This is a genomic window from Kitasatospora sp. NPDC094019 (assembly GCF_044764505.1).
In the GTDB taxonomy this organism is placed as follows: Bacteria; Actinomycetota; Actinomycetes; order Streptomycetales; family Streptomycetaceae; genus Kitasatospora.
In genome coordinates this window covers 143,647-165,195 of record NZ_JBIWIF010000020.1, presented here as the reverse complement: position 1 = coordinate 165,195, position 21,549 = coordinate 143,647, and the positions used below count along the sequence as shown (strand labels likewise).

7 protein-coding genes and 1 riboswitch are annotated in these 21,549 nt (G+C 77.6%); all 7 genes read right to left on the bottom strand.

What is annotated here, in order from left to right; genetic code table 11:
* Window positions 1–3 precede the first annotated feature (3 nt).
* The 7 genes from ACIQ9P_RS32920 to ACIQ9P_RS32890 all read right to left on the bottom strand — a co-directional run bounded on the left by ACIQ9P_RS32920 (window position 4) and on the right by ACIQ9P_RS32890 (window position 20,983).
* Window positions 4–9,648 carry a type I polyketide synthase gene (locus ACIQ9P_RS32920; protein ID WP_402364558.1) on the bottom strand — a complete coding sequence of 3,215 codons (9,645 nt, stop codon included), beginning with the start codon at window positions 9,646–9,648 and terminating at the stop codon, window positions 4–6.
* Window positions 9,649–9,846: 198 nt separating this feature from the next.
* The gene (locus ACIQ9P_RS32915; RefSeq protein ID WP_402364555.1) at window positions 9,847–12,447 is read right to left on the bottom strand and encodes an ABC transporter permease; all 2,601 of its coding nucleotides are present in this window, start codon (window positions 12,445–12,447) and stop codon (window positions 9,847–9,849) included.
* Between the two features lie 32 nt (window positions 12,448–12,479).
* The gene (locus tag ACIQ9P_RS32910) at window positions 12,480–13,271 is read right to left on the bottom strand and encodes an ABC transporter ATP-binding protein (protein WP_402364552.1); all 792 of its coding nucleotides are present in this window, start codon (window positions 13,269–13,271) and stop codon (window positions 12,480–12,482) included.
* A 321-nt stretch (window positions 13,272–13,592) separates the two neighbouring features.
* Window positions 13,593–15,035: a hypothetical protein gene (locus ACIQ9P_RS32905; RefSeq protein ID WP_402364549.1), complete on the bottom strand. Its 1,443-nt coding sequence runs from the start codon at window positions 15,033–15,035 to the stop codon at window positions 13,593–13,595.
* 519 nt (window positions 15,036–15,554) lie between these two features.
* Window positions 15,555–16,850, bottom strand: coding sequence for a sensor histidine kinase (locus ACIQ9P_RS32900; protein ID WP_402364546.1), 1,296 nt, complete (start codon window positions 16,848–16,850; stop codon window positions 15,555–15,557).
* Window positions 16,851–16,855: 5 nt separating this feature from the next.
* Entirely contained in the window at window positions 16,856–17,521 is a 666-nt protein-coding gene (gene cseB / locus ACIQ9P_RS32895; RefSeq protein ID WP_402364569.1) for a two-component system response regulator CseB, read from the bottom strand.
* A 375-nt stretch (window positions 17,522–17,896) separates the two neighbouring features.
* On the bottom strand, window positions 17,897–20,983 hold the full coding sequence (locus ACIQ9P_RS32890) for an AAA family ATPase (RefSeq protein WP_402364543.1): 3,087 nt from the start codon (window positions 20,981–20,983) through the stop codon (window positions 17,897–17,899).
* Between the two features lie 319 nt (window positions 20,984–21,302).
* Window positions 21,303–21,426, bottom strand: a riboswitch (SAM riboswitch).
* Window positions 21,427–21,549 lie beyond the last annotated feature (123 nt).

Here is a 21,549-nt window from a genome sequence, read left to right as displayed (position 1 = left end):
CTCTCAGGAAATGCCGAGCTCGTTGTCGATGAAGTCGAAGATGTCGTCGTCGCTGACGTCGGTGATGCGGGTGGCGAGGTCGCCGTCCCCGCCCTCGCCGTCGCCTTCGGCGGCGGGCGGGCCGGTCAGGGCGGCGAGCAGGGCGGTGAGCCGGTCGACGGCCTCGTCCCGGGCGGCCGGGTCGGCGGCGAGGGCGGTCAGGGCGCGCTCCAGCCGGTCGAACTCGGCCGCGGTGTCGGCGGGTTCGGCCTCCTCGACCGGTGCCACCGGTGCCACCGGCGGTGGCGGGGCGAGCCGCTCGGCCAGGTGGGCGGCGAGAGCGGCCGGGGTGGGGTGGTCGAACAGGGCGGTGGTGGGCAGTCGCAGACCGGTCGCGGTGTTGATCCGGTTCCGCAGCTCGATCACCCCGAGGGAGTCGAACTCACTGTCCATGAAGCCGAGTTCCGGTCGGATCGCGGTCGCGTCCGGGTGGCCGAGCACAGCCGCGGCGGTGCTGCGGACCAGCGCCAGCAGCTGCCGCTCCCGCTCGGCGGGCGGCTGCCCGGCCAGCCGGGCCAGCAGCGCGGCCGGACCGTCGGCGCCGCCCCGGGCGGCCGGACGGGACCGGTGCCGGGCGAGGCCGCGCAGCACCGGCGCCAGCCGGTCGGCGGGAACGGCCGCCGGGTCCAGCCGGGCGGCCACCAGGGCCGCGTCCGGGACGCCCCGGGTGCCCGGGCCGGCCGTCGGGGAGCCGAGCGCGGCGTCGAACAGGGCGAGTGCCTGCTCGTCGGTCATCGGCGCCAGACCGGTGGCGCCGAGCCGCTCCCGCTCGGCGGCGGTGAGGCCCGCCGCCATACCGCCCTCGGCCTGCGCCCAGTGGCCCCAGGCGAGCGAGACGGCGGGCAGTCCGCGCACCGTCCGGTGCTGCGCCAGCGCGTCCAGCTCGGCGTTGGCGGCGCCGTAGTTGGCCTGGCCGGGATTGCCCAGCAGGCCGACCGCGGAGGAGAACAGGACGAACGCGGCCAGGTCCTGGGAGCGGGTCAGCTCGTCCAGGTGCCGGGCGCCGTCGGCCTTGGGGCGGCGGACGGCCCGCAGCCGCTCGGCGGTGAGCGAGCCGAGCACGGCGTCGTCCAGGACCCCGGCGGTGTGCACGACGGCGGTCAGCGGCCGCTCGGCGGGGACGGCCGCGAGCAGCGCCGCGACGGCGTCCCGGTCGCCGAGATCGGCGGCCCGCACGGTCACCTCGGCGCCCGACTCCGCCAGCTCCGCGACGAGTTCGGCGACGCCCGGGGCCTCCGGTCCCCGCCGGCTCGCGAGCAGCAGGTGCCGGACGCCGTGCCGGGCGACCAGGCGGCGGGCGACGAGCCGGCCGAGGGCGCCGGTGCCGCCGGTGACGAGGACGGTGCCCTCGGGGTCGAGCGGGGCGGGCAGGGTGAGCGCGAGCTTGCCGGTGTGCCGGGCCTGGCTGAGCCGCCGCAGCGCCTGCGGGGCCTGCCGGGCGTCCTGGGCGTGGACCGGCAGCGGGCGCAGCGCGCCCTCGGCGAACAGCCCGGCGAGTTCGGCGAGGATCCCGGCGATCCGGTCGGGGTCGACGTCGAACAGGTCGAAGGCCAGGTAGGCGGCGCCGTCGTAGTCGGCGGCGACGGTCTCCGGGTCGCGCGGGTCGGTCTTGCCCATCTCGACGAACCGGCCGCCGGGGGCGAGCAGGCGCAGCGAGGCGTCGGTGAACTCGTGGGCCAGCGCGTTGAGGACGACGTCGACACCCCGGCCGCCGGTGGCCGCGCGGAAGGCCGGCTCGAAGTCGAGGGTGCGGCTGGAGGCGACCCGGTCGCCGACCAGGCCGAGCCCGCGCAGCACGCCCCACTTGCCGGGGCCTGCCGTGGCGAGCACCACCGAGCCGCCGTGGCCGGCGAGTTGGACGGCCGCCTGGCCGACGCCGCCGGTCGCGGCATGGATCAGCACGGACTCGCCGGGCCGCAGCCGGGCGAGGTCGTAGAGGCCGTGGTAGGCGGTCAGGAAGGCGACCGGGGCGGTGGCGGCCTCGGCCCAGCTCCAGCCGTCGGGGACGGGCAGGAGCAGCCGGTGATCGGTGACGGCGACCGGACCGAGGGTGCCCTGCACCAGGCCCATCACCCGGTCGCCGGGCCGCAGTCCGGTGACGCCGGGGCCGGTCTCCAGGACGGTGCCGGCTCCCTCGGCGCCGATCCGGGCGCCGCCGGGGTAGAGACCGAGGGTGATCAGCACGTCCCGGAAGTTGAGGCCGGCGGCGCGCAGGGCGATCCGGACCTCGCCCTCGGCCAGCGGCCGCCGGGCCTCGGGGGCGGGCAGCAGGGCCAGTGAGTCCAGGCTGCCGGGGGTGGCGGTGTCGAGCCGCCAGGTGTCGGCGGCGCCGGGGTCGAGCCGGTCGCCCGGCCCGGGGCGGGCGAGCCTGGGGACGAGGATCTCGCCCGCGCGGAGGGCGAGTTGGGGCTCGCCGTCGTCGGCGGTGCGCAGCCCGGCGGCGAGGGCGTCGCCGAGGGCGTCGCGGCTCGCGGGGGCGGTGTCGGTGTCCAGGAGGAGGAAGCGGTCGGGGTGTTCGGCCTGGGCGGTGCGGACCAGGCCCCAGACCGCGCCGACCGCCGGGTCGGGCACGTCCTCGCCCGGGTGGGTGGCGACGGCGTGCTCGGTGAGCAGGGCGAGGGTGCCGGTGTGCGCGGCGTCCAGCCAGCCGTGCAGCAGGGCGAGGGCCTGTTCGGCGGTGCGGACGGGGGCCAGCACGTGCTGTCCGGGGGCGGCCTCGGCGAGGGAGGCGAGGACCGGCGCGGCGGGCCGATCATCGGCGGGGTCTGCGGGGTCTGCGGGGTCGGCCAGGAGGGCCCAGTCGACGGGCGGCGCGTCGGCGGCGGTGAGCGGGCGCCAGTCCAGCCGGTACAGCGAGTCCGGGCCGGCGGCCGCCGGGGCGCGCAGGGTCAGCTCGCCGACGGTGGCGACGGGCAGCCCGGCCGGGTCGGTCAGCGCCAGGGCGACCCGGTCGGGCCCGGCCGGGGTGATCCGGGCCCGCAGGGCGCCGGTCCCGGTCCCGGCGCGGTGGACGGTCACGTCCCGCCAGGAGAACGGCAGCACCGTCCGGTCGGCGTCCAGGACCACGGCGTGCAGCACGGCGTCCAGCAGCGCCGGGTGCAGGGCGTAGGCCCCGGCCTCGGCGGACGGCAGCACCGGTGGCGCGGTGACCTCGGCGTAGCGCTCCTCGCCGTGGACGGCGACGGCGGTGAGACCCCGGAAGGCGGGGCCGTAGTGGTAGCCGCGCCCGGCGAGGCGGTCGTAGGCGTCGGCGAGGTCGAGCGGGACGGCGGCCGGGGGCACGGCGGCGGAATCGGAGGTGTCGGGTCCGGCCGTCCCGGCGGGCTCCACCGGGGCGACGGCGACGGCCCCGGTGGCGTGGGTGGTCCAGTCGGCGCCCTCGGCCTCCCCGGTGTCGGGCTGGGAGCGGATCCGCAGCGGTCGGCGTCCCTCCTCGTCGGCGGCGCCGAGCAGCACCTGGAGCCGCACCCCGGCCCTGGCCGCCGCCGACAGGACGAGCGGCGCGGCCAGGTCCAGCGTCTCCACCCGGGCGGCGCCGGCCCGCAGCGCGGCCTGCACGGCCAGCTCCAGGAAGGCGGTGCCGGGCAGCAGCACGGTGCCGGCCACGGTGTGGTCGGCCAGCCAGGGGTGGGTCCGCAGCGAGATCCGTCCGGCGAGCAACCAGCCCTCGCTATCAGGGAGTTCGGTCACTCCGGCAAGCAGCGGGTGGCCGGTCGGGGCCAGGCCGCCGGGGGCGTCGGCGGTGTGCGCGGTCGGCGTGTCCAGCCAGTGCCGGCGGCGCTCGAAGGGGTAGGTGGGCAGGTCGGGGCGGTCGGCGCCGGGGGCGGCCGGCAGGGCGGCGGCCCAGTCGACCGGCACCCCGTGGACGTGCAGCCCGGCCAGCGCCTCGGCGACGGTCGCCCGCTCCGGCCGGCCGGCGCGCAGCAGCGGGGCGAACACCCGTGCGGGCGGGACGGGACGGGCCGCGTCGGCGTCGGCCAGCGCCTCCTCGGCGAGGGCGGTCAGCACGGGGCCGGGGCCGAGTTCGAGGTAGGCGGTGGTGCCGAGGCGGTCCAGGGTGCGCACGCCGTCGTGGTAGCGGACCGCCTCCCGGACGTGCCGCACCCAGTACCCGGGGTCGGTCAGTTCCCCGGCCCGGGCGAGTCCGCCGTGCAGGTTGGAGACCACCGGGGTGTGCGGCTCCCGGTAGTCGAGCCGCTCCGCGACCGCCCGGAACTCCGCCAGCACCGCGTCCATGTGCGGCGAGTGGAAGGCCCGGCCGACGGTCAGCAGCTTGACCCGCCGCCCGCGCGCCCGCCAGCCCTCGGCCAGGCGGCGGACCTCGGCCTCGTCGCCGGAGAGGACCACGGAGGAGGGGCCGTTGACGGCGGCGATCGCCACCCGGTCGGCGAGCTCCGCCAGTTCGGGCGCCACCTCGGCCTCGGTGGCGCCGATCGCGGCCATCGCGCCGTTCGCCGGGAGCGCCTCCATCAGCCGGCCGCGCGCGGCGACCAGCGCCACCGCGTCGGGCAGGCCGATCACCCCGGCCAGGTGCGCGGCGCTCAACTCGCCGATCGAGTGGCCGATCAGCCGCTCGGGGCGCAGGCCGTACGCCTCCACGGCGAGCCGGTGCAGGGCGACGTGCAGGGTGAACAGGGCGGGCTGGGTGTAGGCGGTGGTGTCCAGCAGCGCGGCCGGCGCGGTGCCGGGCGCGGCGAACAGCACCTCGGTGAGCGGGGTGTCCAGGTGCGGGGCGAACAGCTCCGCGAGCTCGTCCACCGCGGCCCGGAACACCGGCTCCGCCGCGTGGAGTTCGCGCCCGGCGCCGGGCCGCTGGCTGCCCTGGCCGGAGTAGAGGAAGGCAAGTCCGGAGGGGCGGGCGGCCTCGCCCCGGAGCAGTCCGGGCGCGTCCTCGGCGCCCTCGGCGAGCGCCCGCAGCGCCTCGGCGCGGGATCCGGCCGGGCCACCGAGCACGACGGCCCGGTGCGCGAAGTGGGTGCGGCCGGTGGCGAGGGCCCGGGCGACGCCGGGGGCGTCGGGCGCGACCGCGTCCAGCAGTCGGGCGGCCTGGGCCCGGAGAGCGGCGGGCGTCCGGGCCGACAGCAGCAGCGGGGCGTCCACCGGGACGCCGTCGAGCGGGACGGCGCTCCCTGCGGGGACGGCGGACTCCGAGGGAACGGCGGGCACTGCGGGCTCCGCGAGTTCCTCCGGCGCGGCCTCCAGGATCAGGTGCGCGTTGGTGCCGCTGATCCCGAACGAGGACACCGCCGCCCGGCGCGGCCGGCCGGTGGCGGGCCAGGCCCGGGTCCCGTCGAGCAGTTCCACGGCGCCCGCCGACCAGTCGACGTGCGGCGAGGGCGCGTCCAGGTGCAGCGTGCCCGGCAGTTCGCCGTGCCGCAGCGCCTGCACCAGCTTGATCACCCCGGTGACCCCGGCGGCGGCCTGGGTGTGCCCGAGGTTGGACTTCGCCGAGCCCAGCAGGACCGGCGCTCCGCCCGGGCCGCGCTGCCCGTAGGTGGCGAGCAGCGCGCGGGCCTCGATCGGGTCGCCGAGCGCGGTGCCGGTGCCGTGCGCCTCCACCGCGTCCACCTCGGCCGGGGTGAGCCCGGCCGCGTCCAGCGCCTGGCGGATCACCCGCTCCTGCGCCGGGCCGTTGGGGGCGGTCAGCCCGTTGGAGGCGCCGTCCTGGTTCACCGCGCTGCCGCGCACCAGCGCCAGCACCCGGTGCCCGTTGCGGCGGGCCGCGGAGAGCCGCTCCAGCAGCACCAGCCCGACGCCCTCGGCCCAGGCCGTCCCGTCGGCGGCGGCGGCGAAGGGCTTGCAGCGGCCGTCCGGCGCCAGACCGCGCTGGCGGCTGAACTCGGTGAACATGCCGGGCGAGGACATCACGGTGACACCGCCCGCGAGGGCGAGGTCGCACTCCCCCGCGCGCAGCGCCTGCGCCGCCAGGTGGATCGCGACCAGCGAGGAGGAGCAGGCGGTGTCGACGGTGATGGCCGGTCCCTCCAGGCCGAGCGCGTACGCCAGCCGGCCGGAGGCGACGGAGGTCAGGGTGCCGGTGAGGGCGTGCCCCTCGTACCCGGCGGGCGTCTCGTGCAGCCGCGGCCCGTAGTCCTGCGGCATGACGCCGACGAACACGCCGGTGCGGCTGCCGCGCAGGGCGGCCGGGACGATGCCGGCCCGCTCGGTCAGCTCCCAGGCGGACTCCAGCAGCAGCCGCTGCTGGGGGTCGGTCGCGGCGGCCTCGCGCGGCGGGAGGCCGAAGAAGGCGCCGTCGAACTCGTCGGCGTCGTACAGGAATCCGCCCTGGCGGGTGTAGGAGGTGCCGGGGCGCTCGCCGTCCGGGTCGAACAGGGCGTCGAGGTCCCAGCCCCGGTTCTCCGGGAACGGGCCGATGGCGTCCCGGCCGTCGCGCAGCAGCTCCCACAGCTGCTCGGGGGTGTCGGCGCCGCCCGGCCAGCGGCCACTGAGGGCGACCACGGCGATCGGGTCGTCCGCCTCCCGCGCGGCGGCGGTGCCACGATCGGCACCGGAACCGGCACCCGCACCGGAACCGGCACCCGCACCCGCACCTCCGGCGTCCGGCCGCTCGGCGAGGAAGGCCGCGACGGCGCGCGGCGTCGGCCGGTCGTACACCAGGCTGGTCGGCAGGGCACGGCCGACGGAACCCGCGAGGCGGTCGCGGAACTCGACCGAGGCGACGGAGTCGAAGCCGAGGTCCTTGAAGGTCCGGTCCGGGTCCACGGCCTCCGCCCCGCCGGTCTCGCCGAGCACGATCGCCGCGCCCGCGCGGACGGCGGCCAGGGCGGCCGCCTCGTCCAGGGCCGGGGCCTCCGGGCCGTCCGCCGGGAGGGCCGGGACGTCGGCCGGCTCCTCGGCCACCGCGCGGCCCGACCCGATCGCCGCGCGGCCCGGCCCGGTCGCCACCGCGACCGGCCCGCCGTCCGGCAGCCAGAGCCGACGGCGCTGGAACGCGTACGTCGGCAGACCGGTGAGCCGCTGCCCCGGCCCGGACCAGACGCGCCAGTCGACCGCGCCGCCGCGCGCGAACAGCTCGGCGACGGAGCCGGCGAACTGGTCCGGGCCGCCGTGGTCGCGCCGCAGCGTGCCGGTGACCGCCGCCGCACCCTCCGTCAACTCACCCAGTCCGAGGGTGAGTACGGGATGCGGGCTGCTCTCGACGAAGGCCCGGTGGCCGTCGGCCAGGGCGGCCCGCACGGCCCGGTCCAGCCGGACGGTACCGCGCAGATTGCGGAACCAGTACCCGCCGTCCAGCACGGCGGTGTCGAGGCGGCCGCCGGTGAGCGTCGAGTAGAAGGCGACGCTGCCGCTGCGCGGGCGGATCCCGGCCAGCAGCACGGGCAGGGACTCGCGCAGCGGCTCCATCTGCGCGGAGTGCGAGGCGTAGTCGACGGGGACGAGCTTGGCCCGCACGCCCTCCGCCCGGTACTGCTCGACCAGCGCCTCGACGGCCTCGCGCTCGCCCGAGACCACGGTGGAGGTGGGGCCGTTGACGGCGGCCACGCCGAGCAGGCCCGGGTCCGGCGCGGCGGCGATGGCGGCCTCGACCTCGGCGACGGGCAGCGGGACGGCGGCCATCGCGCCCCGGCCGGTCAGACCGAGCCCGGCGATCGCCTTCGACCGCAGCGCGACCACCGCGGCCGCGTCCTCCAGCGAGAGCGCGCCGGCCACCTGGGCGGCGGCGATCTCGCCCTGGGAGTGGCCGATCACGGCATCGGGCCGCACGCCCGCCGCCTCCCAGAGCGCGGCCAGGGCCACCATCACGGCGAACAGGGCGGGCTGGACGACGTCGACCCGGTCCAGGCCGGGCGCTCCCGGCCGGCCGCGCAGCACCGCGTCCAGCGACCAGTCGACATGCGGGGCGAGGGCCCGCTCGCAGTCCGCGATCCTCGCGGCGAACACCGGTGCGGTGTCGAGCAGTTCGCGCGCCATGGCGTCCCACTGCGCGCCCTGGCCGGGGAAGACCAGTACGGTGCCGGCCGACTGGCCCGGGGCCGACGGCACCGCCCGGCCCTGCACCAGGCCCGGCAGCTGCCCGCCCCCGGCGAGGGCGTCCAGACCGGCGAGCAATCCGGACCGGTCGGTGCCGGTGACGGCGGCCCGGTACTCGAAGGCGGTCCGGGTGGTCGCCAGCGCCCGCCCGAGGTCCGCCGGGGCCAGCTCCGCCCGCCGCTCCGCGAACTCCCTCAGCCGGGAAGCCTGTTCGCGCAGCCCGCCGGGGGTCCGCGCGGACAGCGGCCACAGCACGGGCCATGGCGCGGACACCGCCGGGACGCCGCCCCCGGCCTCGGCCGGAGCCGCGCCCGGGACCGTCTCCGGGGCGTCGGCGACCAGGACATGGGCATTGGTCCCGCCCACGCCGAAGGAGCTGACCCCGGCGATCAGCCGGCCCTCCGGGTCCGGCCACGGCCCGGACCCGGTGCGGACGGCGAGACCGAGCCGGTCGAAGTCGATGTCCGGGTTCGGCGTCCGGAAGTTGAGGCTGGCGGGCAGTCGGCGGTGGCGCACCGCCAGGACCGTCTTCAGCAGGCCGACCAGGCCCGCCGCGCCCTCCAGATGGCCCACGTTGGTCTTGGCCGAGCCGACCAGCAGCGGCCGGTCCGCCGGACGCCCCGCGCCCAGGGCGGCCCCGAGACCGGCGGCCTCGACCGGGTCGCCGACCCGGGTGCCGGTCCCGTGCAGCTCGACGTACTGCACCAGTCCGGGGGCGACGTCCGCGCGCCGGGCGGCGGCCCGGATCACGGCGGCCTGGGCGTCGGCGCTCGGCACGGTCAGCCCGTCCGTCCCGCCGTCGCTGTTGACGGCACTGCCGAGCAGGACGGCGTGCACGGGGTCGCCGTCGGCGACGGCGCGGGCGAGCGGCTTCAGCACCAGCAGCACCGCGCCCTCGCCGCGCGCGTAGCCGTCGGCCCCGGCGTCGAAGGTGGCGCAGCGGCCCTCGGGCGACAGGGCGCCGAAGCGCTCGACGGTGAGGGTGGACTCGGGGGCGAGGTTGAGGTTGACGCCCGCGACCAGGGCGACGTCCGACTCGCCGGTGCGCAGGCTCTCCAGCGCCAGGTGGACGGCGACCAGCGAGGAGGACTGCGCGGAGTCGACAGTGAGGCTGGGACCGCGCAGGTCGAGGGCGTGCGAGACGCGGTTGGCGATCAGGCCCCGGTTGACGCCGGTGAGGCTGTGCCGGGTGATCGCGTCGGCCCCCGTGGTGAGGGTGCTCCAGTCACCGGCGATGGCGCCGACGAAGACGCCGGCCCGCTCGCCGGCCAGGGCGGCGGGAAGGATGCCGGCCTCCTCCAGGGCCTCCCAGGCGAGTTCGAGCACGAGTCGCTGCTGCGGGTCGGCGGCGGCCGCCTCGCCGGCCGCGAGGCCGAAGAACTCGGCGTCGAAGCCGTCGACCCGGTCGAGCCAGCCGGCGGCCAGGCGCGGCCGCGCCGCGTCGGCGAACCGGTCCGGCGGGACGGCGCCGACGCTGCTGGTGCCGCTGTCGAGCAGCCGCCAGAACGCCTCGGGGTCCGCCGCGCCGGGCAGGCGGCAGGCGGCGCCGACGACGGCCACCGCCTCCGGCGGGCCGGACTGCGGTGCGGACGGGTCGAGGGGTTCCAGGGGCGCCATGGCGGTTCCACTCCTGAGGGCCGGCGGCTCGGGTGACGGACCTCAGCGTTCCGTGGCACCCGGGCCCACCGGCCCCCTAGCCAACCCCTGTCGAACCCCTATGGCGCCCCCGACCAGCCGGAATTTGCCTCCGGCCCGCTCGGGAGGCCCTCGCCGCCCCGGTTCGCCGACGGTCCGTCACCGGCGCGGGACGGCCCGTCACCGCTCGGCGACGGCCTCCAGCGGTCCCAGCCCGGCGGCTCGGCGGGCCGGGACGGCGGCGGCGAGGGCGCCGACCGCCAACGACGCCAGGCAGACCAGCAGCAGCGTCGGCCAGGGCGGCTCGAACCGGTACTGCGCGATCGCGCCGCCCGCCAGCGCGCCGACCCCCCAGGCGCCGAACAGTCCCGCCGCCAGGCCCAGCACGGTGCCGAAGGCGGCCACGGTCACCGCCTCCAGCCGGACCGTCCGGCGGACGGCGGCCCGGTCCATGCCGACAGCGCGCAGGACGCCGATCTCGCGGGTGCGTTCGGTCACCGACATGACCAGGGTGTTGACGATCCCGAGGGCGGAGATCACCGCGCCGATGCCGAGCAGCCCGTACATCAGGGTGAGCAGACCGCTCGTCACACCCCCGGCCGCACGCACCAGCTCGTCCCGGCTCTCCACCTTCAGCAGCGGATTGTCGCCGACGGCGGTGCGCAGCTGCCGCGCGGTGGTGCCGTCCGCGCGGACCAGGATCCGCTGGACGCTGCCGGGCCGGAAGCCGTCCCGCTGGACGTCCTCGCGGACGGCGAGCGCGTCGCGGGCGGTGGGGTTGTCCTGGTAGACGCCGACCACGGTGGAGGTGCCGGGCTCGCGGTTGCGGCCGATGGAGGTGGTGACCCGGTCGCCGGTGGTCAGTCCGTTCTCCCGGGCGGTGCTGCGGGAGACGGCGATCCGGCCCGGGCCGAGGTCCTGGAGGGAGCCGCTGACGAAGTCCAGCCGCACGGTCCGCCCGAGGCTCGTCGGGTCGACCCCGGAGACCTCCCGGACCGTGCCGCCGAGGAACAGCGTGGAGTCGGCGACGGCGGCGGCCGTCCGCACCCCCGGGGTGGCGCCGACCCGCCGCACGGCCTCCGGGTCGATGCCGGTCGTGCTGCTGCCGGTGGCGATCACCCAGTCCGCGCCGAGCCCGGCGGCGGCCTGCCGGTCGAGCGCCCGCCCGGTGGAGTGGCCGACCGTGGCGAGCCCGCCGACCAGCGCGGTGCTGATGAGCAGGGTGGCGGCCGTGGCGGCGGTGCGGCGCGGGTCGCGCAGCGCGTTCTGCCGGGCGAGCAGGCCGGTGACGCCGAAGCGGCGGGTGAGCGGCCCGGTCAACCGGACGGCCGGGCCGGCGAGGGCGGGGGCCAGCGCGACCAGGCCGGTGACGAGGGCGCCGCAGGCGAGCACGGCGTTGCGCAGATTGGCCTCGGAGGCGTCCTCCGCGTGGCGGGCGAGGGCGACCAGCAGGCCCGCGCCGAGCAGCAGCAGGCCGGCCCCGAGGGCGGGGCGCAGCCGCGAGCGGGCGGCGGGGCGCTCCGCCGCCCGGAGGGCCTCGACGGGGGCGATCCGGGCGGCCCGGCGGGCGGGCAGCCAGGCGGCGAGGGCGGTCACGCCGACGCCGACGAACAGTGCCGCCGCGACCGGCCGGGGCCCGATCACCAGCGGCCCGTCCGGCAGCCGGTCGCCGTCGGTGCTCAGCAGGCCGGGCAGGACTTCGGCGATGCCGAGGCCGAGCACGAATCCGGCCGCGGAGGCGGCGAGGCCGACCAGCAGCGCCTCGGCGAGCAGCGAGCGCACCACCTGGCGGCGGGTGGCGCCGACCGCCCGCAGCAGCGCGATCTCCCGGGTGCGGCGGGTGATCAGCATGGTGAAGGTGTTGACGACCAGGAAGGAGCCGATGAACAGCGAGACGCCGGCGAAGACCAGCGGCAGCTTCTGGTAGCCGCGGGTCAGGGTGCCGACGTAGCGGGCCTGCTGGTCGGCCTGCGCCCGGCCGGTGGTGACCTCGGCGCGGTCGGCGGGGAGCAGTTCGGTGATCCGCCGCGCCAGTTCGTACTGGCCGGTGCCGGGGGTGGCGGCGACGTCGACGGCGGTCCAGTGGCCGGGGGTGGCGAACAGCCGCTGGGCGGTGGCCCGGTCGAACAGGACGAGGGTGCCGCCGGCGGTGATCCGGGTGTCCGCGGTGGTGACGGTGCCGGTCAGGCGGGCGGTGCGGGCCGGGCCGTCGGTGGCGAGGGTGACGGTGTCGCCGAGGTGGAGGTGTCCGGCGGCGGCGGTGCCCCGGTCGAGGGCGATCTCGTCGGCACCGGCGGGGGCCCGTCCCTCGGCCAGCGGGTGCCGGGGGTCGGTGCCGTCGGGGCCGGGGGTGTGGGCGGCGGCGAGGTTGGCGCCGGGCCGGACCCGCAGCGGATTCCCGTCGGCGCCGTTCAGCACGGCGGTGCCGTCGATCCGGGGCCGGACGGCGGCCACTCCGGGGACCTTCGCCAGCTTCGCGGCCAGGGCGTCGTCGAGGACGCCGTCCGGCCCGCCCCCGGTGGCCGTGCCGGGCGGGGGCGCCTCGGCGGTGACGGCGGTGACGGTGACGGCGGTGTCGGCGAAGTCCTTGGAGGCGGCGGCCCGGTGGGCGGCGGCGGTGGAGTCGGCGAGGACGAGGGTGCCGGAGGCGAAGGCGACGCCGAGGCAGATCGCGAGGACGGTCGTCAACAGGCGGGCCTTGTGCGCCAGGACGTTGCGCAGGGCTGTTCTCAGCATGGCGGGGCTCTCGGTGACGGTGACGGTGGCCGGGCCGGTGGACACGGCCAGGGGTGCGGCGCGGTCGCGGTCCCGGCTCAGCCGGTGCGCGTACGGGTGTCGAAGGTCCGCATCACGTCCAGCACCCGGTCCGGCGTCGGACGGGCCATCTCGTCCACCAGCCGGCCGTCGGCCAGGAACAGCACCCGGTCCGCGTACCCGGCGGCGACCGGGTCGTGGGTCACCATGACGACCGTCTGCCCCAGCTCCCGGACGGAGTCGCGCAGGAATCCGAGGACCTCGGCCCCGGAGCGGGAGTCGAGGTTGCCGGTCGGCTCGTCCCCGAAAACGATCGACGGCCTGGCGACCAGGGCGCGGGCGACGGCGACGCGCTGCTGCTGACCGCCCGACAGCTCGGCGGGCCGGTGGTCCAGCCGCCCGCCGAGGCCCACCATGGCGATCACCCGGTCCAGCCAGGCCGGATCGGGCCGCCGCCCGGCCAGGGAGAGCGGGAGGGTGATGTTCTCCAGCGCGCTCAGGGTCGGCAGCAGGTTGAACGCCTGGAAGACGAAGCCGATCCGGTCCCGGCGCAACTGGGTGAGCTGCCGGTCGCCCAGCGTGCCGAGTTCGGTGGTGCCGATCCGGACGGAGCCGGAGGTGGGGGTGTCCAGGCCGGCGGCGCAGTGCATCAGGGTGGACTTGCCGCAGCCGGACGGACCCATGATCGCGGTGAACTCGGCCTCCCGGAAGGCCACGGTGACCGCGTCGAGCGCGGTGACCCGGGTGTCGCCGCTGCCGTAGACCTTGGTCAGGCCGGAGGTCGCCGCGGCGGTCCCGGCGGCCGGGCAGGGGGTGCGGGTCGGGTGGGGGGCGAGCGGATCGGTGGTCACGGGACGGGACTCCTCCTCGGTGCGTTCGGTGCGCTTCGAAGGGTGTCGGGCGGACGTATCGGCCGGCCGCGCCGCCGGGTATCGGTGCGGGCTCCGGTTCACGTCGGTTGTGCAGCAGCCGTCCGCCGGGCCCGGCCGGTAGCCCTCTGTCGGGCGGCCGGTCGCACGGGGGTAGCGGCGCCGCCCTCCCGGCGGGGAGGGGGCTCGCGCACGGAAACGCGCCGCGGGGACCACGGGTCGTGGTCCCCGCGGCGCGGGTGTACGGAAGAAACGCGGTCGGGCGAGGTGCGGCCGGGCGAGGTGTGATCAGGCAAGGTGCGGTCAGGAGAGGTGGCTGAAGGCTCCGGGCTGACCGGCCTTGTCGATGGCGACCTGGTCGACACTGGTGACCGGCTGGCCGGTGGTGGTCGGGGTGGGGTGGCCGCCCTGGACGGTGTAGAGCTTGCCCGTGGTGTAGCCGCGGAGGACCGTGCCGTCGGCGGGGGTCCGGCGCAGGTGGCTGTAGGAGGTGGTGTTGCTGCCCGCCAGGCCCAGGGCGTTGGTGTCCACGGTGGTGTAGGACTGGAAACCGCCGACGTTGGCCCAGTCGGTCACCGCGATCGGCGCGCCACCGGCGACGCGGTAGACCTGGCCGGTGGTGCCGTCGTTGAGGAAGGTGCCGTCGGCGGGCACGGCCCGCAGGTGGTTGTAGACCCCGCCCGAACCCGCGAGGTCGACCGCGGTCTCGTCGACGACGGTGCGCTGCGCGATGCCGGGGACATGGGAGAAGTCGCTCACGTAGACCGGGGCGCCGCCCGCGATCACGTACACGCCGCCGTTGACGCCCCCGGCGATGGCCGTGCCGTCGACGGGAACGGTCCGCAGGTGGTTGAAGGCGCCGCCGGTGCCGGCCCGGTCGAGGGCGGCCGGGTCGACGACGGTGCGCTGTGCGATGCCGGGGACGTGCGAGAAGTCGCTCACGTAGATCGGCGCGCCGCCAGCCACCACGTAGATGCCGGTGCCGGCGGCCAGGGCCGTGCCGTCGGCCGGGTAGGTGGGCAGGGTGTTGAACTGCGCCTGGCTGATGTTGACGTAGGACTGGAAGCCGCCGACGTTGTTCCAGTCGGTCACCGCGATCGGCGCGCCACCGGCCATCCGGAAGACCTGACCCGTCTCGGTGACGTTGACGAAGGTGCCGTCGGTGAGGGTCGGCGCGGTCGGGGTGGTCGCGGCGTTCTTGTAGCGCAGGGCGACGTAGCCGGAGGTGGGCCAGCCCTCGATGGTCGAGTTGTGGATGTTGGCGGTGGACGGGCCGTGGGTGGGGTTGCCGGGGTTGGACTCGGCATAGTAGGTGAAGTCGCCGGTGGCCTTGTCGGTCCAGCCGGCGAACAGCCATATGTGCTGGTGGGGGTAGGCCATGGCGTCGCCGGGCTGGAGGTTGGAGAAGTCCCCCACCGCCGTGTCGTAGGTGGAGTTCGGGGAGCCGTCGGCGTTGGTGAACGACGGGCCGCCGTCGGTGACGACCAGGCTGGTGCCCAGGTGCCAGGCCATCGAGACGTAGCCGGAGCAGTCCTCCCGGTAGGTCTTGCCCTGCTGGTCGGCCGCGTAGCCGCCCTGGTTGTAGGGGACGTGGTTGTTCACCCAGTACTGGGCCCGGGAGAGGATCTCGGAGGTGGCGATCTGGCCGCCCACCGAGCTCGTGGCCTGTGCCGGAGCGGCCAGGGCCACCAGGCTCGCGCCCAGGACGGCCGAGGCGACGAAGCGGCGGGTGCGGTTCGATGACATGGGAATCTCCGTAGAAAAGGTGTGGTGGGGGCCTCGGCGGGCCCCGGCGGCAGGGTCCGGGCGCACGGCTCGGCGACCGTCGACGACGGGGGCGGAGGGAGTGCCGTCGCTGCGTCCCGCGGTTGACGCTTCGTCCGGCGACCGTTCGGCCGGTGTTCCTCCCGGCGATCAACAGCTTGGCCGGGCCGGCGACTCCGCGGAAGGTCCTCGGCCTGGCGCCAACCCGCCTGGCGGGATCAGGACAGCGTGACCTTGCCGGACTCGCTCGGAGGCGGGCCCCAAGGCCGCGCGAAAGGGCGTCGCCGACGAGCGCGACCGCCCGGCCGGCACCCGCACCGACCGGGCCGCGGGGCACCGACCGCGGCCCGCCGTCGAACATCGGCGGCACCGGGCCGAACCCGGCGGTCATGATGCCGGTGGTCACCAGCGCGTACGACGGCGTCCACAGCTGCGTGCCGATCGGGACCACCCGGCCCGGCGCGAGGCCGGCCGCCGCGCACAGCGCACCGGCGCCGCCCGTCAGTCCGGCAGGTGGAGGGTGGCGACGGCGCCGCCGTCCGGGGCGTTGGCGAGGCGCAGGTCGGCGCCGAGCAGCCGGGCCTGGCCGATCGCGATGGTCAGGCCCAGGCCGTGGCCCGATCCGCGTTCGGCGGCGCCGGTGTGGAAGCGGCGCGGGCCGTGCCGCAGCAGGTCCTCGGGGAAGCCCGGGCCGTGGTCGCGGACCCGGACGGTGCGGCCGTCGACGGTGACGCGCACCGGGGCGGCGCCGTGGCGGTGGGCGTTGGCGACGAGGTTGCCGACGATCCGCTCCAGCCGACGCGGGTCGGTCTCGGCGGTCGACGCCGCGTCCGTGTCCAGTTCGGTGTCCGGGCCGGTCCGCCGGACGGCCTCGCGGACGACCTCGCCGAGCGGGACCCGGGCCCGCACCGGCTGCTCGGCCCCGGCGTCCAGCCGGGAGATCTCCAGCAGGTCCTCGACCAGCGCCCGCAGGTCCCGCACCCGGGCCCGGAGCGCGTCCTCCGTCTCCCCGTCCGGCAGCAGGTCGGCGGCGGCCAGCAGGCCCCCGACGGGGGTGCGCAGTTCGTGCGCCACGTCGGCGGTGAACTGCCGTTCCACCCGCAGCCGGTGGGCGAGGCTGTCGGCCATCAGGTCGACCGTGACGGCGATGTCGGCCACCTCGTCGCGACCCCCGGTGGGCCCGGTGCGGGCGTCGAGGTCCCCGGCGGCGATCCGGTCGGCGGTCTCGGCGACCCGGCCCAGCCGGCGGGCGAGCAGGCCCGCCCCGTAGACGGCGAGCGGGGTGGCGGCGGCGAGGGCGATCAGCGAGGCCACGGCCATCGCGGCGTCGAGCCGGGGCAGGTCGGAGAGTTCCGGGCCCATGTTGATCTGGACGGCGAGCACCGGGCTTCCGGGGCCGCCGGTGCGCTGGGCGGCCCAGACGCTGGGGCCGAGGCTGCCCTCCACGAGGTCGACGACCGCGGTGTGCCGGTCGCCGTCGGCCGGGTGGCGCAGGGCGGCGGGCAGGCCCGCGGGGTCGAGGGCCGCGCCGTCGGACAGGGCGCCAGTGCGCCGGTAGACGTCCATGGCGGCGTACACGGAGTTGAACGCCCGGGCCTGGGCGCGGGAGCGGATGTCGTGCTCGGTCCAGACGTGGACCAGCACGCCGACCGCGGCGGCGACCAGGCAGGCGATGGCGGCGGCCAGGAGGGCGATCTTCCGGCGCAGCGAGGTGCGGCGGTCCCGCCGGCGGGGCGGGCCGGAGTGCGGGCGGGTGTCCGGGCGGGGGCTGGTGTCCGGGCGCGGGCGGGGCGGCACCGGGCTCAGCGCCTGAGCTTGTAGCCGAAGCCGCGGACCGTCTCGATCCGCTCCCGGCCGAGCTTGCGGCGCAGGCGCTGCACGCAGAGGTCGACCACCCGGCTGTCGCCGTCCCAGCCGTAGTCCCAGACATCGCGCAGCAGGGTGTGGCGCTCCAGCACGACGCCCGGGTGGGCGGCGAACTCCAGCAGCAGCTTGAGCTCGGTCGGGGTCAGGGCCACCGGGCTCCCTGCGACGGAGACCTCCATCCCGGCGGTGTCGACGGTGAGGTCCCCGAAGACCAGCACCGGGCCCCCGGTCCCCGGGTCCGCGTCGGGGGCACCGCCGGGCGCGGGCACGGGGGCGTAGGTGGCCCGCCGCAGCAGCGAGCGGATCCGCGCCACCAGGACGTAGGTGTCCACGGGCTTGACCACGTAGTCGTCGGCACCGGCTTCCAGACCGGCCACCACGTCCAGCCCGTCGCCGCGCGCGGACATCATCAGCACCGGCACCAGGCTGGTCTCGCGGACCCGGCGGCACAGGCCGATGCCGTCCAGACCGGGCAGCATGACGTCCAGCACCAGCAGGTCGAACGCTCCGTCGCGGAAGAGTTCGAGGCCGGTGAGGCCGTCGGCGGCGGCCGTCATGGTGTAGCCGTAGCGCTCCAGCGCGGTGGTGAAGGACCGACGCATCAGGTCGTCGTCCTCGACCAGCAGCACGCGGACGGGGCGCGAGGGATCGGGCGACGACACGGGCGGACGGCTCCTCTGCGGGCGGGACCGGGACGGCGGACGGGCCGACGCGGGGTGAACGGCGCGACGGGCCGTCCCAGGGAACGATACGACAGGCGGCCGACCGGTCCGCGCTGCTGCGACGGCGCGTACGGCCGCCGCCGCGCGACCCGGTCCGGACGCGGATCCGCAGGTCGGAGGGGCCGCCCGGGGCCGGCGGGCGGGTGCCCCGGCGCCCGGGGCGGGGCACGCCCGGGCGCCCGGGCGGCCGATCCGATGCGCGGTGGAGCACCGCCTGGTACGCGATGGATACAGAGGCGCCGGGCCGCCCCGCCCTCAGCCGGCGACGAGGTCCGCCCGGCGGGGGAAGCCCCCGCGCGGTGGGGCGCCGTCGGCGGCGGCCGGCGGGACGGGGCCGAGCCGCCGGGCCAGGTCGACCCGGCGGCGGACGCCGAGCTTGCGGTACACCCGGGTGAGGTGCTGCTCGACGGTCGACACGGTGATGTAGAGCTTGCGCGCGATGTCCCGGTTGGACAGGCCGCGCGCGGCGAGCTCGGCGACCCGCCCCTCGGCCTCCGAGAGCCCGCCGGTGCCCGCCGCCGGAGCGGCCGCCGGGACCGGTCCGGCTCCGGGGACGGCGGTCCCGGGGACGCCGGTCACCGGGACGCCGGTCGTACGGGAGCCGGTCATGGGGGCACCGGTCATGGGGGCACCGGTCGCGGGAAGGCCGGTCACCGCGAGGGCGACCGCCGTCGGCAGCGGCGACACCGGCGGTGGCAGCTGGGCCGACGCCTGCCCGGACGCCTGCGACCGGAGCGGCACCACGGCCAGCACCGGCGTCCGGCGCAGCCTCCGGTCCGCCCGGCGGGCCCGGCCCGGGTCGCCGTCCTGCTGGTGGGCCTCGCTCAGCTCCCCCAGCGCCGCCGCCAGCTCCGACTCCGCGCCGGCCTCCTCCAGCAGCGCGACGGCGCGTTCCAGCAGCTCCGTCCGCTCCGCGGGTCCGCCCGCCGCCGCCCGGATCCGCAGCGCCAGACCGCGGATCCGCGGGTGGCCGACCGGCCCGAGCCGGGCGAGCTGCTGGTCCGCGAGGGCGGCGGCGCTGCCCGGCCGGCCGAGGGCGAGCTGCGCCCGGGCCGCCCCGAGCCGCCAGGGCGCGATGGCGGGCAGGTGGTCCAGGCCCCAGCGGGCCATGGTGTCGCCGCAGGCGCGGTAGTCGGCGAGCGCCTGCTCGGCCCGGCCGAGGGCGAGCCGGTGACCGGCCAGCGCGTACCGGAGGTGCAGACCGGCGGGCGTGTGCTCCAGACCCGCCGGGGTGACCAGCTCCAGGAAGTGCGCCGCGTCCTGGTGCAGGCCGAGCGCGGTGCGGGCGGCAGCCATGGTCGCCAGCGGCAGCCCGACGGCCACGCCCCACGCCTCCGGCCGGACGTGCGCGAACGCGGCGCGCCCGGCCTCGTCGGCGCTCCGCAGGTCGCCCTGACGCAGCGCCGCCTCGGCGCGCAGGGCGGCCAGCAGGGCGTTCCAGTGGGCGCCGCAGCGGGCACCGGCGCGGTCGGCGAGCGGGACGCACCAGTGGGCGGCCCGGTCGGCCCGGTCGGCGTAGAGCAGGACGGTGAGCGCGGCGGTGAGGGATTCGGTGCGCACGCCGCCGAGGAGCCCGGCGCGCAGGACGAGCTCGGCGCGGACCACGGCGTCCTCGGGGGTCACGGTGCCGGCGAGGAGGGCGGCCAGCAGCCGCATGCCGTCGCCACGGTCGGCGCCGTCGCCCGACCCGGCCCGGCGGGCGGGGTTGGGGAGCAGCGCGGGGTACCAGTAGGCGAGCCAGTGGCGCAGGGCCTCGGTGCGGTCGGCCTGGCCGGGGACGGCTTCGAAGCGGGCGAGCGCGGCGGTGCCCTCGTCGATCCGGCCGTGCCAGAAGTGGAGGCGCAGGCGCTTGAGTTCGTGGCGCAGCGCGGTTTCGGCGTCGGTGACGGTGCCGGGGAGGGTGGGGACGCACTCGACGGCGGGGCCGGCGGGCGCGGCCGGGAGCCGCAGCAGGTGGGCCGGTACCGGTCCGAAGCCGCCGGTCGCGGTGGCCCGCCGTGGCGCCGGCTCCGCGGCGGCGCCCTCGTTCTCGTTCCCGTTCTCGTTCTCGACGGTGTCCGCCGCGGCGAGGGCGGCGCCCGGCGTCTCCCACGCGCCGCCGCCGAACTCCGGCAGCACCGCGCCGGGGTCCCCGGAGCCGGGGGCGGCCGCCGGCCCGAGCGAGCTGCGCAGATGTCCCTCGGCCACCCGGGCGTGCCCGTCGACGGTGGCCGCCGCCGCGCCGGCGGCCCGCAGGAGTCGGCCGGCCCGCTGGTGCAGGGCGGCGAGTTCGAGCGGCCGCATCGCGGCGAGCAGGTCCCCGGCGGCGGTGGGATGGCGGAAGCCGCCGTCGCGGAACAGCCCGGCCGCGTCCAGCAGGTACAGCGCCCGGGGCAGCGCGTCGGGGGCGAGCAGCAGCAGTTCGGCGAGGAGTTCGGGGGTGGCCCCGGCGCCGAGCACCGCGACGCCGCGCGCGTAGTGCAGGGCGAGCGGGTCGATCCGGTGCAGGCAGTGCATCAGGCCGCGCCGATAGCCCTCGCCGACGACGAGGGTGCCGGGGCTGCCGGCGCGCTCCTGGTCCCCGACGAGGCTGTGCACCAGCAGCGGGTTGCCGCCGGTGAGGGTGTGCGCCTCGGCGGCGTACCGGTCGGCGGCCGCGGCGCCGAGCCGGGTGCGCAGCACCTCGGCGACGAGTCCGGTGGTCAGCAGGTCGAGCCGGATGTGCTGGTGGTGCGGTTGGCGGGCGAGTTCGACCTCGAACAGCGGGTTGGCGGGGGTCATGGTCTCGCGCGAGCTGAGCACGGTGAGCACGCCGGTGCCCCGGGTGCGGCGGACCAGGTAGAGCAGGAACTCCAGCGACTGCGGGTCGGCGTCCTGCCGGTCGTCGACGGCGATCAGCACGGGGGCGCGGTCGGCCAGGCCGCGGACCAGCCGGAACAGGCCCTCCAGGACGCGCTGGGTGAGCCGCCCGGCGGGGCGGTCGGACGGGGCTGGGTCGGTGCCGGCGGCCGCGCCCTCGGCGAGCAGGGCCTCGGCGGTGGCGGCCTCCTCGGGTTCGAGGTCGGCGCCCTGGAGGAGTTGCCGGGCCAGGCCGAGCGGGAACTCGCGTTCGAGCGGCGAGCCGGTGCCGACCAGGACCTGGACGCCGCGCTCGGCGGCGGTGTCGGTGAAGGTGTAGAGCAGGTCGCTGCGCCCGCTGCCGACGGACCCGTGCAGCACGATCACGCTCCCGGCGCCGGCGGCGCAGCGGTCGAGGGCGTGGTGCAGCCGGCGGTACTCGGACTCGCGGCCGGCGGGCGGGGTTCTCGACGGGCCGTACGGATCGTACGGATCACGCGGCGGGGGCACGGGAAGGGGGGACATCCGTTCTCCTGGTGCAGGGCGCACGGGAGGACGGGCCGCTGGGCGCTCCTCCTCGCGCGGGTTCGTGGGCGAGGGAATCGGAGGGACCGACCGGGGCGGGCGGGGACGCCCGGCCGGCCGACCGGCTCAGCGACAGAGGGAGCTGGCGCGCCGCAGCAGGTCGACGTCGAGGCGGGCGACCAGTCGCAGGTCGGCTCGGAGCAGCGGGGCGGCGGACGTCGTACGCGAACCGACGGGCGACGACGGCCACGCACCCGCGCGGTGTCCACCTGCCCGCTGTTCCACGACGTTCTCCGTCCCCCGCGCCCTCCCGGGCCCATGACCGCGCTTGTGACGGTCCGTCGGTCGGACGGACCCTCACCTGGCTTATCCCCGGGGCACCCCACCGCAGTGTGGGGGTTGCCGGTCAGCCGGCCGGGGCCTTGGGGCTGACACTCTTCGCCGCCCCCGAGTCTAGGAAGCGCCCGGCGAGCGCGTCAATCGGCCGGGCCCCGGAATCCGGCCCACCGGCCGGTTCAGCACGGGGCGCAACGGGCGCGCAACACACCCGCCACAGTGCGCCGGGG

Coding starts and splice junctions, on each gene's coding strand:
- ACIQ9P_RS32905 (WP_402364549.1), bottom strand. CDS start 15,035: ATGTCATCGAACCGCACCCGCCGCTTCGTCGCCTCGGCCGTCCTGGGC.
- ACIQ9P_RS32920 (WP_402364558.1), bottom strand. CDS start 9,648: ATGGCGCCCCTGGAACCCCTCGACCCGTCCGCACCGCAGTCCGGCCCG.
- cseB (WP_402364569.1), bottom strand. CDS start 17,521: ATGCGTCGGTCCTTCACCACCGCGCTGGAGCGCTACGGCTACACCATG.
- ACIQ9P_RS32890 (WP_402364543.1), bottom strand. CDS start 20,983: ATGTCCCCCCTTCCCGTGCCCCCGCCGCGTGATCCGTACGATCCGTAC.